Genomic DNA, 14,193 nt, shown 5'->3' with positions numbered 1-14,193 from the left:
GCGCTCGGAGCTCCGCGCCGTGGAGCGCTTCGGCGCCGAGGGCCGTGTGGCCCGCGCGCGTCGCGCGCTCGCGCAGCCGTGCGGCCCGCGCGCGTCGCGGGACGGCGGGCGACCGGCTGGAATCCACCGTTCCTCGAGCGGAGCCGGAGCGTCCTCCTAACCGGCCCTGGCACCCTCCGGGCCATGATTCCCGAGGACTTCGGCGCTTCCGCCGTGGGCTCGTCAGCACGAGGGGGTTGGGACGATGGCACGAGACACTGAAGGCATCGGCAGGCGGAAGTTCCTCGCCGGGGGCGCGGTCGCCGGAGGGGCGGCGCTCCTGACCGGTACCGGGCTCGCCCTGCCGGACGCGGCCGCCGCCGACACGGCGACCACCGCGGAGCCGATCTCGACGGTGACGCCGGACGACAAGCGCTACCCGGACATGGTGCGGGGTTACAACCAGCGCTGGGTCGGATCGCCCGAGCGGGTGTGCCTGGCCGACACGACCGCGCAGGTCCAGTCGGTCGTCCAGAGCGCGGTGAACGCGGGCAAGCGCCTCACGGTGCGCAGCGGCGGCCACTGTCACGAGGACTGGGTCTACAACTCCGACGTCGACGTCATCCTCGACATGAGCAAGATGGACCAGGTCTCCTACGACGCCGCGAAGAACGCCGTGTGCGTCGAGGCCGGTTCGCAGCTGCTCAACGTGTACGAGCGCCTGTACCGGTCGTGGGGCGTGACCATTCCGGCGGGCATCTGCTTCCAGGTCGGTGTCGGCGGGCACGTGAGCGGCGGCGGATGGGGGCTGCTCTGCCGCCAGTTCGGCCTGGTCATCGACCACGTGTACGCCGTCGAGGTGGTCTGCGTGACCGCGGGCGGCACGGCGAAGGTCATCCAGGCCACCCGCGAGCCGAACGACCCCCACCGCGACCTGTGGTGGGCCCACACCGGCGGTGGCGGCGGCAACTTCGGTGTCATCACCCGCTTCTGGTTCCGCAGCCCGGGCGCCGTCGGCACGGACCCGGCCGAGCTGCTGCCGCAGCCCCCGGCCGAGGTGCTGCTGCTCGCCGTGCAGTGGCCGTGGGCCTCCCTGACCAAGGACCAGTTCTCCCGCATCGTCACCAACTGGGGCGCCTGGCACGCCGACAACCTCGCGCCCGGCAGCGTCAACGACCACCTGTTCAGCGCCCTGTGGCTGAACCACAAGTCCAGCGGCTACATCGGCCTGGTGGCCCAGATGGACGCCACGGTCCCGGACGCGGAGAAGGTGCTCGACGACTTCGTGGCCTACGTGACCGACGGAGTGGACGTCGCGCACGAGGCGATGACGGCGCACATGGGCGAGATGGCGGCGCTGCCCGACCTCGCCGCCCCGCGCAGGATGCCCTGGTTCCAGGCCGCGCGGTACGCCAGCACCACCAACCCGACGCTCAACGACCCGAGTCTGAAGAGCGACAACAAGTCCGCGTACTACCGGACCGCGCTGCCCGCCGAGCACGTCGACGCGTTCTACGCGCAGCTGACCCGCGACGACTTCAGCAACACCACCGCCAACGTGCAGCTCAGCTCGCTGGGCGGCCGGGTCAACGCGCTCGCCGCCGACGCCACCGCCTGGCCCCACCGCGGCGCCGCGTACAAGGCCGCCTGGTCGATCTGGTGGACGGACCCGGCGGACGAGGCCGCCTCGCTCGGCTGGATCCGCGAGTTCTACCGGAGCGTCTACTCCGCGACCGGCGGCGTCCCGGTGCCCGACGCCGTGACCGACGGCGCGTACGTCAACTACTGCGACATCGACCTGAGCGACCCGGTGTACAACACCTCCGACGTGCCGTGGTCGGCGCTGTACTACAAGGACAACTACGCGAAGCTGCAGCGGGTCAAGAAGACGTACGACCCGCGGAACGTCTTCCACCATCCGCAGGGCGTCGAACTCCCCACGAGCTGAGGGCCGTCCGCGCGGCGCACGGGTGTCCGCCGGTGCTGTGGGCGGCAGCCGTTCACAGCACCAGCGGCCGCCGCTCCAGCGGCGAGGAGTACACCACGCTCGTGGTGACCGACCCCAGGCCCGCGATGCGGCCGGTGACCTCCTCCAGGTGCCGCATCGAGCGCGCCGCCACCTTCAGCACGAAGCAGTCGTCGCCGGTGACGTGGTGCGCCTCCAGGACCTCCGGCGTCGACGCCAGCAGGTCGTGGAACGGCTTGTAGTTGCCGTGGGGGTAGCGCAGCCGGACCAGGGCCAGCACGGGCAGCCCGATCCGCTCGTGGTCGATGACGGCCGCGTACCCGGTGATCACGCCCGCCTCCTCCAGCCGCCGCACGCGCTCGGTCACCGCGCTCGCAGACATCGAGACGGCACGGGCCAGCTCGGCGTAGCTGGCCCGTCCGTCGCGCTGCAGCGCCTCCAGGAGGCGCCAGTCGGTCGCGTCGAGGGAAATCGTGGTCATCGCCGATGGATAGCAGGGGATTCCCCGGCCGGGCAAGCGGGAGGCCGTGGATCAGCACTTCAGAGGCGTCTCCGGCGGTCGTAGATTTGCGGTCATGACACCAGCCCCGGCTGCACAGCCGCACCTCGCGCTCTCCGCCCCGCACACCGGCCCGGCCGCCGTCCCGAACGCCGTGCTGCGCGTCCCGCCGGCCGCGCCCGCCGACGCCGCCGCGTACTTCGCCGCGAGTCTGGCCTTCCACGCCGACGTCTCGGACGTCGCGGCGGCCCTGGCGGCGGGCGGCGACCCGGGGTTCACGCTCGTGGACACCCGGAGCACCGCCTCCTGGGACCAGGGGCACATCCCCGGCGCGGTCCACCTGCCCACCGCACTCATCCCGGAGCGGGCGGACCTGCTGCTCGACCGCGCCCGGCCGGTCGTCGTGTACTGCTGGGGCCCCGGCTGCAACGGCGCCACCCGCGCCGCGTTCGCGCTCGCGACCGACGGATACCAGGTCAAGGAGATGCTCGGCGGCATGGAGTACTGGATCCGTGAGGGCTTCGGTTACGCGACCGCCGGAGGCCCAGCGCGGCGCGACGCCGACCCGCTGACCGCGCCGTCGGCGCCCGCGGCCCCCGACGGCGCCACCTGCGCGGTCGGCGCCGTCGACTGCGGCTGCTGACCCGCCGCGGGCCGGCCCGGAGGCTGCCCGCCTCCGCGAGCCGGCCGGGAACGGATTGGCCCTACGCGGGCGGGGACGTCAGCTCGTACGCCCACAGCTCGCCGCGGTCGGCGACACGGGTGAAGCCCACGCGTTCCAGGACGGCCTGCGACGCGACGTTCTCCGGTTCGGTGGTGGCCAGCACGACCATCACCTCGGGCTGCGCCAGCGCCCACTCGCTCAGCGCGCGGGCGGCGTCGGTGGCCCAGCCCTCGCCGCGGGCGGACTCCGACAGGTCGTAGCCGATCTCCACCGAACCGTGGTCCGGCGGGCCGTGGAAGCCCGTGCCGCCCACGGCCACGCCGTCCTCCGTGCGTATGACCGCGAACAGGCCCCAACCCGGCTGGTACACGCCGGCCTTGGCCGCGGCCACCGTCATCGAGGCCGCGCGGGACGTCCCGTCGCCCGGCACCCCGTCGATCCACACCAGCGACGCGGGCTTGCCGTCCGCCAACTGGGCGGCGTCGTCCGGCAGTTGCTCGCGCAGGGTCAGCCGGCCCTGCGTCAGCACCAGCCGTCCGCCGTCGTGGGAAGAGTGCAGGGTCATGCGTACCGCCTTTTCGTCGCGGGATCCGGCGGAGGCCGGGGCAGCAGGGTAACGGTCGGCCGCCGCGGCCGGTTCCTGCGGGTCCGGGCGGATTCGGCCCGGACCCGCAGGGGCGCCGCGAGGACACCTCAGGGGCGCCTCACGGGTGCCTCACGCGCACCTCACAGCGCGGAGATCTCCGCGACGAGGTCGTCCAGGCCGAGGCTGCCCAGCGACAGCGCGGCCATGTGCCACGCCTTCGCGTCGAACGCGTCGCCGCGGGCGGCGCGGGCCGCGGCCCGGCCGGTCAGCCAGGCGCGCTCGCCCAGCTTGTAGCCGATCGCCTGGCCGGGCATGCCCAGGTAGCGGATCAGCTCGCTGTCGACGAAGGCCGCCGGACGGCCGCTGTGCATGCCGAAGAACTCTCGGCCCAGCTCCGGCGTCCAGCGCTCGCCGGGGTGGAACGGGGAGTCCGCCGGGATCTCCAGCTGGAGGTGCATGCCGATGTCGACGATGACGCGGTTGGCGCGCATCATCTGCGCGTCCAGGTAACCCAGCCGGCGCTCGGGGTCGGTGAGGAAGCCCAGCTCGTCCATCAGCCGCTCCGCGTACAGGGCCCAGCCCTCGGCGTTCGCGCTGACCATGCCGACCGTCGCCTGGTAGCGGGACAGGCTCTCCGCGACGTGCGCCCACTGCGCGAGCTGCAGGTGGTGGCCCGGGACGCCCTCGTGGTACCAGGTGGACACCAGGTCGAAGAGCGGGAAGCGGGTCTTGCCCATCGTGGGCAGCCAGGTCCGCCCGGGGCGGCTGAAGTCCTCGGAGGGCGCGGTGTAGTACGGGGCCGCGGCGCCGCCGGGCGGGGCGATCCGGGACTCCACGCGCTTGACGCGGTCCGCCAGCTCGAAGTGGGTGCCGTCCAGGGCCTCGATGGCCTCGTCCATCAGGCCCTGCAGCCAGGTCTGGACCTCGTCGACACCCTCGATCGCCTGGCCGTGCCCGTCCAGGTGCCTGAGCACCTCCCACGGGGTCGCGTCCGGCAGGATCTTCCCGGCCTCGGCGACCATCTCGGCGTACAGGCGGTGGAACTCCGACCAGCCGTACGCGTACGCCTCGTCCATGTCCAGGTCGGTGCCGTTCCACAGCCGGGTCCACAGCGCGTAACGCTCGCGACCCACGGTGTCGGGCGCCCCCGCGACGGCCGGTGCGTAGGTGTCCCGGAGCCAGTCGCGCAGCGCGCCGAACGCGGCGGTGGCCTCGGCGGCCGCGGCGTCCAGCTCGGCGCGCTGCTCCTGCGGGCCGTCGGCGACGAGCCCGGCGAACCAGCTGCCGCTCTCGCCGTCGCCGATCCACTCGGTCAGCTGGCCGATGACGGTCTCCACCTGGCGCGGGCCGGCCGGCAGGTTCCGGGACAGGCCCTCGGCCAGGGAGGCGCGGTAGCCGTCCAGTGCGGCGGGGACGGCGTGCAGACGCGCGGCGATGTCGGCGAAGTCCTCGGCGGTCTCGCCGGGCATCAGCGTGAACGCCTCGCGGACCGAGTGCGCGGGGGAGTGGATGTTGCTGACGGCGCGCAGGTGCTCGTGCGCGCCGTGCACGGCGAGTTCCGCGGTCAGGCGCTCGCGCAGCAGCCGGGCGCAGCGTCGCTCGGCGTCGCTCTGCGCCCCCGGCCGTGCCTCGGCCTCGGTGAGCCCGTCGAGGGTGGCGCGGGCCAGCGCGGCGAGCGCGTCCGCGCCGGCCGGGGAGAAGTCCGGCAGGCGGCGGGCACTTCCGGGCGCGCCGAGGTAGGTGCCGAGGAGCGGGTCGAGTTCGAGGAGTGCGTCGACGTAGCCGTCGGCGACCTCGCGGGGCAGCGGGCTGCTGCTGGTAGTGGCCATGCGGCCCATCCTGGTACGCCGAGGGGCCCCTCGTCACCACCAAAAACTGCAAGGTTCCTTACGCGTCACGCGAAATATCGACGACCGTCACGCCGGCGGCAGCAGCGGGCCGCACTCCCACTGCTGGAAGATCAGCCGGGTCTCCACCCGGGCCACCTCGGGCCGCGCGGTGAACTCGTCCAGCACCAGTCGCTGCAGGTCCGCGGTTCCGGCCACGGCGACGTGCACCAGGAAGTCGTCGGGCCCGGTCAGATGGAACAGCGCCCGCGACTCCGGCAGCTCCCGGACCCGGTCCACGAACGGGCCGACCAGGTCCCTGCGGTGCGGCCGCACCTGCACCAGCAGCAGCGCCTGCAGCCCGCGGCCGAGCCTGGCCGGATCCAGCCGCAGCTCGTGCCCGAGGATCACCCCGCTGCGGCGGAGCCGGGCCACCCGGTCCAGGCAGGTCGACGGGGCCACGCCGACCGCCTCGGCGAGATCCCGGTACGTCGTCCGGGCATCGTTCTGCAGCAGGCGGAGTATGTGCAGATCCACCGGATCCAGAGCGACGGAATCGGTCATCGGCCGAACGTAGCACGGCCCTCGCGCCGCACCCGCCGACGCCCGTTCAGCCTGGTCACCATGCAGACGCACCCGCGCGCCACCCCGCCGGGCCCCGAACGGGCCCTGGCCACCGAGGCGGTGCACGCCGGACGCGAGGACCTCGCGGACCTGGGCGTGCACGCCGTACCGCTGGACCTGTCGACCACCTACCCCTCGCACGACAGCCGCGGCGAGGCGGCCAGGATCGACGCCTTCGCGGCGACCGGCGCCCAGCCGGACGGGCCGCCCGTGTACGGCCGGCTCGACAACCCGACCACCGCACGCTTCGAGACCGCGCTCGCCCGCCTGGAGGGCACCGAGGCGGCCGTCGCCTTCGCCAGCGGCATGGCCGCCCTCAGCGCCTGCCTGCTGGTCAGGTCGGCCGAGGGCCTGCGGCACGTCGTCGCCGTCCGCCCGCTCTACGGGTGCAGCGACCACCTGCTGACCGGCGGGCTGCTCGGCACCGAGGTCACCTGGACCGACCCGGCGGGCATCGCCGACGCGATCCGTCCCGACACCGGCCTGGTGATGGTCGAGACCCCGGCCAACCCCACCCTCGCCGAGATCGACCTGCGGGCCGTGGCGCACTCCTGCGGGACGGTGCCGCTGCTCGCCGACAACACCTTCGCCACGCCCGTGCTGCAGCGGCCCGCCGCGGCCGGCGCCCGCATCGTGCTGCACAGCGCCACGAAGTACCTGGGCGGGCACGGCGACGTGCTGGGCGGCGTGGTCGCCTGCGACGAGGAGTTCGCCCGGAAACTGCGCCAGGTGCGCTTCGCCACCGGCGGCGTGCTGCACCCGCTGGCCGGCTACCTGCTGCTGCGCGGCCTGTCGACGCTTCCGGTGCGGATGCGGGCGGCCTCCGCGACGGCCGCGGAGCTGGCCGCGCGGCTGGCCGCGGACCCGCGCGTCGGCGCCGTCCACTACCCCCGGATCGGGGGCGCGATGATCGCCTTCGAGGTGCGGGGCGACCCGCACGCGGTGATCGGTGCGGTGCGCCTGGTCACGCCCGCGGTGAGCCTGGGCAGCGTGGACTCGCTCATCCAGCACCCGGCCTCGATCAGCCACCGCATCGTCGGCGCCGAGGACCGGCACCGCGGCGGGATCGGCGACCGGCTGCTGCGGATGTCGGTGGGTCTGGAGGACGTCGAGGACCTGTGGCACGACCTGGACGCGGCGCTCGCCGCGGCCACCCGGGACGTCGCCCCGGATCCACGTGCGGCCACGGACGGGCGCCGCACCGCAGGGCAGGTCAGCGCCGGCGGCTCGTGACCCACGGGAGGGCGTCGACCGACGGGGCGTCGGCGCCCTCCGCCGTGGGCAGCGACGCGGTGATCACCAGCGTGGCGTCCTCGACCTGGTAGTCCAGCGGAAGCCCCAGCTCGCGCATCGCCGCGACCATCCCGGTGTTGCCCGCCTGGGTGACCGCGTACACCGACTCCCGCCCGGCCTCGGCAGCCAGTTCGACGAGGCGCCGCAGCAGCGCGCCGCCGATGCCGCGACGCTGCCAGGCGTCCTCGACGAGGAGCGCCACCTCGTTCTCGTCGCCATCCCAGAGGAGGTGGCCGAGCGCCACCAGCCGTCCGGAGGCCGTCTCCACGGCGAGCGAGCGGCCGAACCGCGGGCCCAGCAGGTGGGTCAGGTAGCGGTCGGCGTCGGCTGCCGGGCCGTGGTAGCGCATGGCCAGGGTGGCGGGGGAGCAGCGGTCGTGCATCGCGAGGGCGGCAGCCCGGTCCTCGGGCCCCGCGCGGCGCACGGTGATCTCGTTGCCCCCGGGGAGCGTGACGACGTTGACACCGCCGGGCATCCGCACGCCGAGCCGGGCGTCCAGCTCGACCAGGGCGCGGGCCCGGGCGAACTCGGTGGGAGTGAACGGCAGGTAGTCCCGCCGCACGGTGATGGTGCCGCCCGAGGGGTCCCGCAGCCGCATCTCGGTCGATTCCAGCGCGTCCTCCGCCGGCTCCGCCCCGGGCGTGGCCGGAGTGGACCTGATGGTACAGCGGCCGAACAACTGGCGCAGGGCCAGCGGAAGTTCGGCCGCGTCCAGCGCGGTGCGGGTGGCCAGGGTGAGCATCCGCGTCGGCGCGTCCACCATGTCGTGGGCGTCCGCCCGCTCCAGCCAGGTGTCGCGGCCGCCGGCGTCCGCGACGGTCAGCACCAGCGCGGCGGCGGGCAGTGCCGCAGGAGCGCGCAGCAGGAACTCGTCGACGGTGCCCTCCGCCAGCGGATGCGTCTGCAGGGTGACGATGTCGACCCGGCTGGCGGCGAGGGCCGTGCACACGCGGCCCAGGCTGCCCGGCGCGTCGGCGACGGTGGTCCGCATCCGCCAGAGCGCGGACTGACCGTCCGCGGGCCGGTCCCCCGGCCCGGGGGCCTGCCCGGCGGATTCGGCGGACCCGGTGACGGGGGACGTCGCGGCGCCCGCGGCCATGCCGGTGGCGGCGGTGGCGCCGGTCGCGGCGTCGGCGGCGTCGGCCGAGGGGTGGCGGCCGCGGTGCGCCCACCAGGTGTGCACGCCGGCCGCGGAGAGCAGCGCCGCCGCCGAGGCGGTCAGCAGCATGCGGCCGTCGGGGCCGTGCCCGACGAGGTCGGCCGAGAAGTCGGCGGCCGCCATCGCCGTGAACACCGCGGCGACCTCCACGAGGTCGCGACCCCAGCGACGGTGGCGGGAACGGGAGTGCGCAGCTGACGTGTGAGGCATACACGTACGATGACGAAGGCGTGTTGCGTGATCACGAACGCGCCATGACCACGCGGTAAAGGACCGGGCTTTTCGGTTAACTTACGCTTTCAACCTCTATGCCCCTTCTCCCGCCGATCGGCCGCCGTCCCATGCGGCGCCATGGTCAACAGCGGTCCCAGGCGCCTACGATGGCCCGACCCCGACCGCCGCGGCCCCCGCCGCCCGACCCCGCGCCGTATCCCCGCACCCGCCGGCGCCGCGAGATGACTGCAGAACAGACACCGCACACCTTCCAGGTCGACCTGCGCGGTCTGGTGGACCTGCTCTCCCACCACCTCTACTCCAGCCCGAAGGTCTATCTGCGGGAACTGCTGCAGAACGGCGTCGACGCGGTCACCGCGCGCAGAGCCGGCGATCCCGACGCCCCCGGCCGGGTCCATCTGCGGACCGCCCCCGGTGCGTTGACAGTGGAGGACAGCGGCATCGGGCTCACCGAGCCCGAGGTGCACGAACTGCTCGCCACCATCGGGCGCAGCTCGAAGCGGCAGACGCTGGAAAGCGTCCGCAGCGGATTCCTCGGCCAGTTCGGCATCGGGCTGCTCGCCTGCTTCGTCGTCGCCGGCACCGTCCGGGTGGTCAGCCGTTCCGCCCGCACGCCGGACGCCCCGACCGTCGAGTGGACCGCCCACGACGACGGCTCCTACCGCGTGCGGACGCTGCCGGACCATCCGCGCGAGGAACCGGGCACCACCGTCCACCTCACCGCGCGGCCCGGCACCGAGGAGTGGTTCGGGCCCGAGCGGGTGGCCGCCCTGGCACGGGACTTCGGGTCGCTGCTGCCGTACGACGTCCGGGTGGACGGGGTAGCGGTCACCGACCGGCCGCCGGTGTGGGAGCGCAGGCAGCCCATCCCGGCCGCCCGGCAGGCCGACCTGGCCCGCTACTGCCGGGAGCGCTTCGGGTTCACACCGCTGGACGCCGTCGACCTCGACGTGCCGGCGGCCGGCGTCCGGGGCGTGGCCTTCGTGCTGCCCGGGGCGGTCAGCCCCGCCCAGCGCGGCGGCCACCGGGTCCACCTCAAGGGCATGCTGCTCTCCGAGCGGGCCGACGAACTCCTGCCGGACTGGGCGTTCTTCGTCCGCTGCGTCATCGACACCGACACCCTGCGCCCCACCGCCTCACGCGAGACGCTGTACGAGGACGACACCCTCGCCGCCGTCCGCGACGCCCTCGGCGACCGGATACGCGGCTGGATGACCGACCTGGCCGCCGCCGACCCGGACCGCCTGGCCCGGTTCCTGGCCGTGCACCACCTGGGCGTGAAGACCCTCGCCCGGCACGACCCGGACCTGCTGCGGGTGATGCTGCCCTGGCTCCCCTTCGAGACGACCGACGGCCGGATGTCGCTGGAGGAGTTCGCCCTGCGCCACCCCACCGTCCACTTCACGCGCACCGTCGAGGAGTTCCGGCAGGTCGCCGCGATCGCCGGCGCCCAGGGACTGGGCGTGGTCAACGGCGGCTACACCTACGACGCCGAACTCGTCGAGCAGCTGCCGCGGGTGCGGCCCGGCACCCCCGTCGCCGAGCTCGACGCGGACACCGTCACCGCGCACCTGGACACCGTCGACCCGGACACCGAACTCGTGCTGGCCGGTTTCCTCAGCGCCGCCCGCGGCACCCTCGAACCGCTCGGCTGCGACGTGGCACTGCGCACCTTCCACCCGGTGTCCGTGCCCGCGCTGCACCTGGACGACCGGGCCGCCCGGCACGAGCGGGCCCGCGAGGACGAGCAGGACCAGGCCGACGACCTGTGGGCCGGCATCCTAGGCAGCCTGCGCGGGGGCGCGCCGCGCGCCCGCCTCGTCCTCAACCACGCCAACCCGCTGGTGCGCACCATCAGCGCCCTGCCCAGCCGCGAACTCGTCGGCACCGCCGTCGAGGCGCTCTACGGACAGGCGCTCCTGATGTCCCAACGGCCGCTGCGCCCCGCCGACTCCGCCCTGCTGAACCGGTCGTTCCTCGACCTGCTCCGGTGGGCCACCCATCCGCACGCCGGCCAGGGGGAGGGCCGATGACCACGCACACCCGCACCGCCGACGCCATCCGCGAGGCCCTGGAGGACAACCGGGCCGAGGCCGAGGGGCCGGCCCGCAACGCCCACGCCGAGCAGCTCGCCGAGGAGGCCGAGCGCACCGGCGACCGGCCGCTGCTCGTCGAGGCCCTGTTCAACCTCCTCACCGCCTACAACTACAGCTCCGAGTCCGACAAGAAGTTCGTGCCGTTCGCCAAGGCACTGCGGATGTGGGACGAGAACCCGGCGGACTTCGACGAGTTCGCCGCCCACAGCCTGCACTGGTACTTCAAGTGGGTGTCCAGCGGCATGCTGGACCAACCGCACATCCCGCTCGCCGCCATCGAGAAGTGGCAGACGGAGATGGAGCAGCGGTACATCCTCGCCGGCCACTCCCAGCGCGCCGTCCACCAGGGCGAGTTCCGGATCGCCCGGCACATCGGGGACACCGCGCGCGCCGAACACGCCTTCGCCGCATGGCAGTCCGCGGACCGCGACGAGATGAGCGACTGCCTGGCCTGCGAACTCCACCTGCGGGGCTGCTGGCACGCCGACGAGGGCCGCGACGAGGAGGCGCTGGCCAGCTGGCGGCCGGTGCTGGACGGCGAACTCCGGTGCGCGCACGAGCCGCACGCCGCCCTCGGCTCGTCGCTCCTGCCGCTGCTGCGGCTCGGCCGCACCGACACCGCCCGCGCCCACCACGTCCGCGGCTACCGCATGGTGCGGTCCATGGACAGCATGCGGTCGTGCGTCGCCCGGCACGTGGAGTTCTGCGCCCTCACCGGCAACGAGCCGCGCGGCCTGGAGATCCTCGCGGCCCACCCCGAGCACTTCACGGCCACCGGCGACCCCGACAGCCTCATGGACTACCTGGCCGCCGCCGCCCTGCTCGCCGGCCGCGTCACCGCTCTCGGCCACGGCGACCAGCCCGTGCCGGGCCCCGGCGCCGAGCCCTGGACCGCCACCCGACTGCACGAGCACGCCGCCGGCCAGGCCCTCGACCTGGCCGGGCGGTTCGACGCGCGCAACGGCAGCACCGCCGTCTCCGCGTCCGTGCGGGCCCGCCTGGCCCAGCAGCCGTTCACCGCACGGCTCCCGCTCGGCCTGCGCGCCGCGCCGCTGCCCGGCCCCGCCGCCCTCGACGGCACCGCGCACGGCACGCCCGAGCCGGCCGACGGCGCCCCCGGCACCGCGACCGCCCACGCCGCCCGTCCCGGTGCCGCCGGGTATCCCGACCCCGCCGCTCCCGACCCCGCCGCTCCCGGCGCCCCCGCGCCCGACGACGTGCCCGCGCTCGTCGCCGAGGCCCGGCGGCTGAGCGACGCCGGGCACCCGCGCGCCCACGCGGCCTGGACAGCCGTGCGGACCGCCGCCGAACGCACCCGCCAGGTACCGGACGCCCTGGCGCGCGCCGAGATCACCGACCACGCGGCGATGGCCGTGATCGGCGAACCCGAGCGCTCCGCCGCCCTGTTCCGCGAGGCCGCCGCGCAGTTCGAGGCGGCGGGCGAGCACGGCGAGGCCGCGGCCTGCCGCATCCGGGCCGCCTACGCCCACGCGATGACCGGAGCCGTCGAGGAGGCGCTGCACACGGCGGACGAGCAGTGCGCGCGACTGGACACGCTGGTGGGCCTCGACCGGGCCACGCCCAGGCAGCACCTCGGCGCGCTGCTGATGCGCTGCCGCATCCTGCTGCAGCGGGCCGGCGACCCCGCGCGGCGGGCCGAGACCCTGGTGGCCGTCGCCTCGCAGGCCCGGGACGCGATGGAGCTGGGCGAACGGCACCGCGGTGAACCCGGCGTGGCGGGACGGCTGGCCGACGCCACCATCCTGCTCGGCCGCCTGGCGGCCGGGCGCGGTGACAGCTCCGAGGCCGTGTCCCTGCTCACCCGTGCCGCCGCGCTGCACCTGGAGGCCGGGCAGCCCTGGTACGCCGTCGAGCCGGAGGCCGCTCTCGCCGAGCTGTGCCTGAGGCGGGACGACCCGGCCGGCGCCGCCCGCTGGGCGCTCGCCGCGCTCGACGACGGCGGCGAGGTCCTCGAACCGCCGCACCGCGCCCACCTCCACATGATCGCCACGCAGGGGTACGCCGCGCTCGGCCGGGACGAGGCCGTGGTGCGGCAGTCGCTCGAGGCCGCGCAGTGGGCCGACGACGCCGGCGACAGCGAGGGCCTGGGGGCCAGCGCCCGGCTGCGGCTCGGCGGCGCCCTGCGCCGCCTCGGCCGCGCCGCGGAGGCCGCGTCGGTGCTGGAGTCGGTCATGCCCGACCTGGAACTCGCCCACGACGAGGGCGAGTACGTCCAGGCGCGGTGGTGGCTGGCCGAGTGCCACCTCGATCTGGACGAGCCCCGCGAGGCGGCCGAGCAGTTCCTGCTGGCGGCTCGCGTCGCCGAGGGCTGGGACGACCCGCACGACCACGCGATGCTCGCCAACCTCGCCGCCGACGCGCTCAACCGCGCCGGCCGCTACGACGAGGCCGTGCGGGCCTACGCCCGCGCCGAGGAACTGTGGCGGACCGTGGCCGACGTGCCGCAGCCGCCCGGCTCCGGCGAGCCGCCGGAGGCCGCCCTCGCGGTCGTCAGGACCCTGCGGGCCCGCGCCTGGCTGGAGCTGAACGAGGGCCGCGGCGGGCTGCCCGCCGCACACGCCTACATGACCGGGGCGCTGGTGAGCGTCCGCGAGGCGCTGGAGGCGGCCGGCGAGGGCCCACGGGCGCGGCACCTCGGCGTGGCCCTGGCCGACACCTACCGGCAGACGGCGGAGATCGTCGTCCGCACCGCGCCCGAGGAGGACCCCAGGGCCGCCTACGAGGAGGCGCTCGATCTGGTCGGCCGGGCCACCGGCATCCTCGCGCCGCTCGGCACGGCCGGGCGCGACGACCGGGCGGCCGCGCTGCTGCTGGCCGCACGGCTGGAGGCCGCGCTCGACCGGCTGCGCGACGCCCGCACGAGCGCCGAGGCGGCCGCCGCCGAGTACGAGGGCGCCGACAGCCCCGAGGCGGACTCCTGCCGCCGCGAGGCCGCCGACCTCATCGCCCACCTCCCAGCGCGGGACCCCGTCTGACCTGGCCCGGCGCCCGCCCCTGGAAGCGGCGGCGGGCGCCGGTGCCCCGGCACCGCCCCCGGCCCGGAGAATTCCCTCCCGTGCACCGGGAACTCCGCCGGGTTGGGGGGAGTTGTGACAGTACGGGCCGGTGCGCGCCACCGGTCCGGCCAGCAGCCCCGACCGGGCGCCCCCGTCCCGGTCGGGGCGCCGCACCGCGCGGCGGCGCGGCGGCGCGCCTGCGAAGGCGCCCCTCCTCCCGCGGACGCCGGGCGGCCTCCGCGGGGACCGC

The 14,193-nt window shown here is 75.1% G+C and carries 10 protein-coding genes; 5 read left to right on the top strand and 5 right to left on the bottom strand.

Translation table 11 applies throughout. The features are described 5' to 3' along the window. The first annotated feature begins 244 nt into the window (after positions 1-244). A complete protein-coding gene (locus BMW99_RS21975; RefSeq protein WP_079138693.1) occupies positions 245-1,927 on the top strand; it encodes an FAD-binding oxidoreductase in 1,683 nt (560 codons plus the stop codon). Between the two features lie 52 nt (positions 1,928-1,979). Here the strand turns inward: BMW99_RS21975 and BMW99_RS21970 are convergent, their stop codons facing one another. Next, positions 1,980-2,426 carry an Lrp/AsnC family transcriptional regulator gene (locus BMW99_RS21970; protein WP_069465293.1) on the bottom strand — a complete coding sequence of 149 codons (447 nt, stop codon included), beginning with the start codon at positions 2,424-2,426 and terminating at the stop codon, positions 1,980-1,982. 94 nt (positions 2,427-2,520) lie between these two features. On the opposite strand from BMW99_RS21970, the gene BMW99_RS21965 reads away from it, so the two are divergent. Further along, entirely contained in the window at positions 2,521-3,087 is a 567-nt protein-coding gene (locus BMW99_RS21965) for a rhodanese-like domain-containing protein (protein WP_079138694.1), read from the top strand. Positions 3,088-3,148: 61 nt separating this feature from the next. On the opposite strand, the gene BMW99_RS21960 is transcribed toward BMW99_RS21965, so the two are convergent. The 3 genes from BMW99_RS21960 to BMW99_RS21950 all read right to left on the bottom strand — a co-directional run bounded on the left by BMW99_RS21960 (position 3,149) and on the right by BMW99_RS21950 (position 6,084). Continuing rightward, positions 3,149-3,673 carry a GNAT family N-acetyltransferase gene (locus BMW99_RS21960; RefSeq protein ID WP_069465294.1) on the bottom strand — a complete coding sequence of 175 codons (525 nt, stop codon included), beginning with the start codon at positions 3,671-3,673 and terminating at the stop codon, positions 3,149-3,151. Between the two features lie 161 nt (positions 3,674-3,834). Then, complete coding sequence (locus BMW99_RS21955) at positions 3,835-5,523, bottom strand: DUF885 domain-containing protein (protein WP_069465295.1); 1,689 nt, start codon at positions 5,521-5,523, stop codon at positions 3,835-3,837. Positions 5,524-5,610: 87 nt separating this feature from the next. Beyond that, complete coding sequence (locus BMW99_RS21950; RefSeq protein ID WP_069465296.1) at positions 5,611-6,084, bottom strand: Lrp/AsnC family transcriptional regulator; 474 nt, start codon at positions 6,082-6,084, stop codon at positions 5,611-5,613. 60 nt (positions 6,085-6,144) lie between these two features. On the opposite strand from BMW99_RS21950, the gene BMW99_RS21945 reads away from it, so the two are divergent. Then, positions 6,145-7,377, top strand: coding sequence for a trans-sulfuration enzyme family protein (locus BMW99_RS21945; protein WP_069465297.1), 1,233 nt, complete (start codon positions 6,145-6,147; stop codon positions 7,375-7,377). Here BMW99_RS21945 and BMW99_RS21940 read toward each other — a convergent pair. Beyond that, the gene (locus tag BMW99_RS21940; protein ID WP_075017398.1) at positions 7,358-8,806 is read right to left on the bottom strand and encodes a GNAT family N-acetyltransferase; all 1,449 of its coding nucleotides are present in this window, start codon (positions 8,804-8,806) and stop codon (positions 7,358-7,360) included. The genes BMW99_RS21945 and BMW99_RS21940 overlap by 20 nt on opposite strands. Positions 8,807-9,051: 245 nt before the next feature. Between BMW99_RS21940 and BMW99_RS21935 the strand changes: the two genes are divergently transcribed. Next, positions 9,052-10,863 (top strand): HSP90 family protein, encoded by a 1,812-nt coding sequence (locus tag BMW99_RS21935; RefSeq protein ID WP_075017397.1) that lies wholly within the window; start codon positions 9,052-9,054, stop codon positions 10,861-10,863. After that, positions 10,860-13,922, top strand: coding sequence for a tetratricopeptide repeat protein (locus BMW99_RS21930; protein ID WP_075017396.1), 3,063 nt, complete (start codon positions 10,860-10,862; stop codon positions 13,920-13,922). The genes BMW99_RS21935 and BMW99_RS21930 overlap by 4 nt, the downstream gene beginning before the upstream one ends. The last annotated feature ends 271 nt before the right edge of the window (positions 13,923-14,193 follow it).

Source organism: Actinacidiphila rubida, assembly GCF_900110255.1.
Taxonomy (GTDB): domain Bacteria; phylum Actinomycetota; class Actinomycetes; order Streptomycetales; family Streptomycetaceae; genus Actinacidiphila; species Actinacidiphila rubida.
The sequence above is the reverse complement of the archived record's forward strand: the minus strand, read 5'-3'. Positions and strand labels throughout refer to the sequence as shown.

What these genes read in the sequence shown, in the direction of transcription:
- BMW99_RS21935 (WP_075017397.1), top strand. Translation starts at nt 9,052, where the DNA reads ATGACTGCAGAACAGACACCGCACACCTTCCAGGTCGACCTGCGCGGT.
- BMW99_RS21955 (WP_069465295.1), bottom strand. Translation starts at nt 5,523, where the DNA reads ATGGCCACTACCAGCAGCAGCCCGCTGCCCCGCGAGGTCGCCGACGGC.
- BMW99_RS21945 (WP_069465297.1), top strand. Translation starts at nt 6,145, where the DNA reads ATGCAGACGCACCCGCGCGCCACCCCGCCGGGCCCCGAACGGGCCCTG.
- BMW99_RS21930 (WP_075017396.1), top strand. Translation starts at nt 10,860, where the DNA reads ATGACCACGCACACCCGCACCGCCGACGCCATCCGCGAGGCCCTGGAG.
- BMW99_RS21940 (WP_075017398.1), bottom strand. Translation starts at nt 8,806, where the DNA reads ATGCCTCACACGTCAGCTGCGCACTCCCGTTCCCGCCACCGTCGCTGG.
- BMW99_RS21965 (WP_079138694.1), top strand. Translation starts at nt 2,521, where the DNA reads ATGACACCAGCCCCGGCTGCACAGCCGCACCTCGCGCTCTCCGCCCCG.
- BMW99_RS21970 (WP_069465293.1), bottom strand. Translation starts at nt 2,426, where the DNA reads ATGACCACGATTTCCCTCGACGCGACCGACTGGCGCCTCCTGGAGGCG.
- BMW99_RS21975 (WP_079138693.1), top strand. Translation starts at nt 245, where the DNA reads ATGGCACGAGACACTGAAGGCATCGGCAGGCGGAAGTTCCTCGCCGGG.
- BMW99_RS21960 (WP_069465294.1), bottom strand. Translation starts at nt 3,673, where the DNA reads ATGACCCTGCACTCTTCCCACGACGGCGGACGGCTGGTGCTGACGCAG.
- BMW99_RS21950 (WP_069465296.1), bottom strand. Translation starts at nt 6,084, where the DNA reads ATGACCGATTCCGTCGCTCTGGATCCGGTGGATCTGCACATACTCCGC.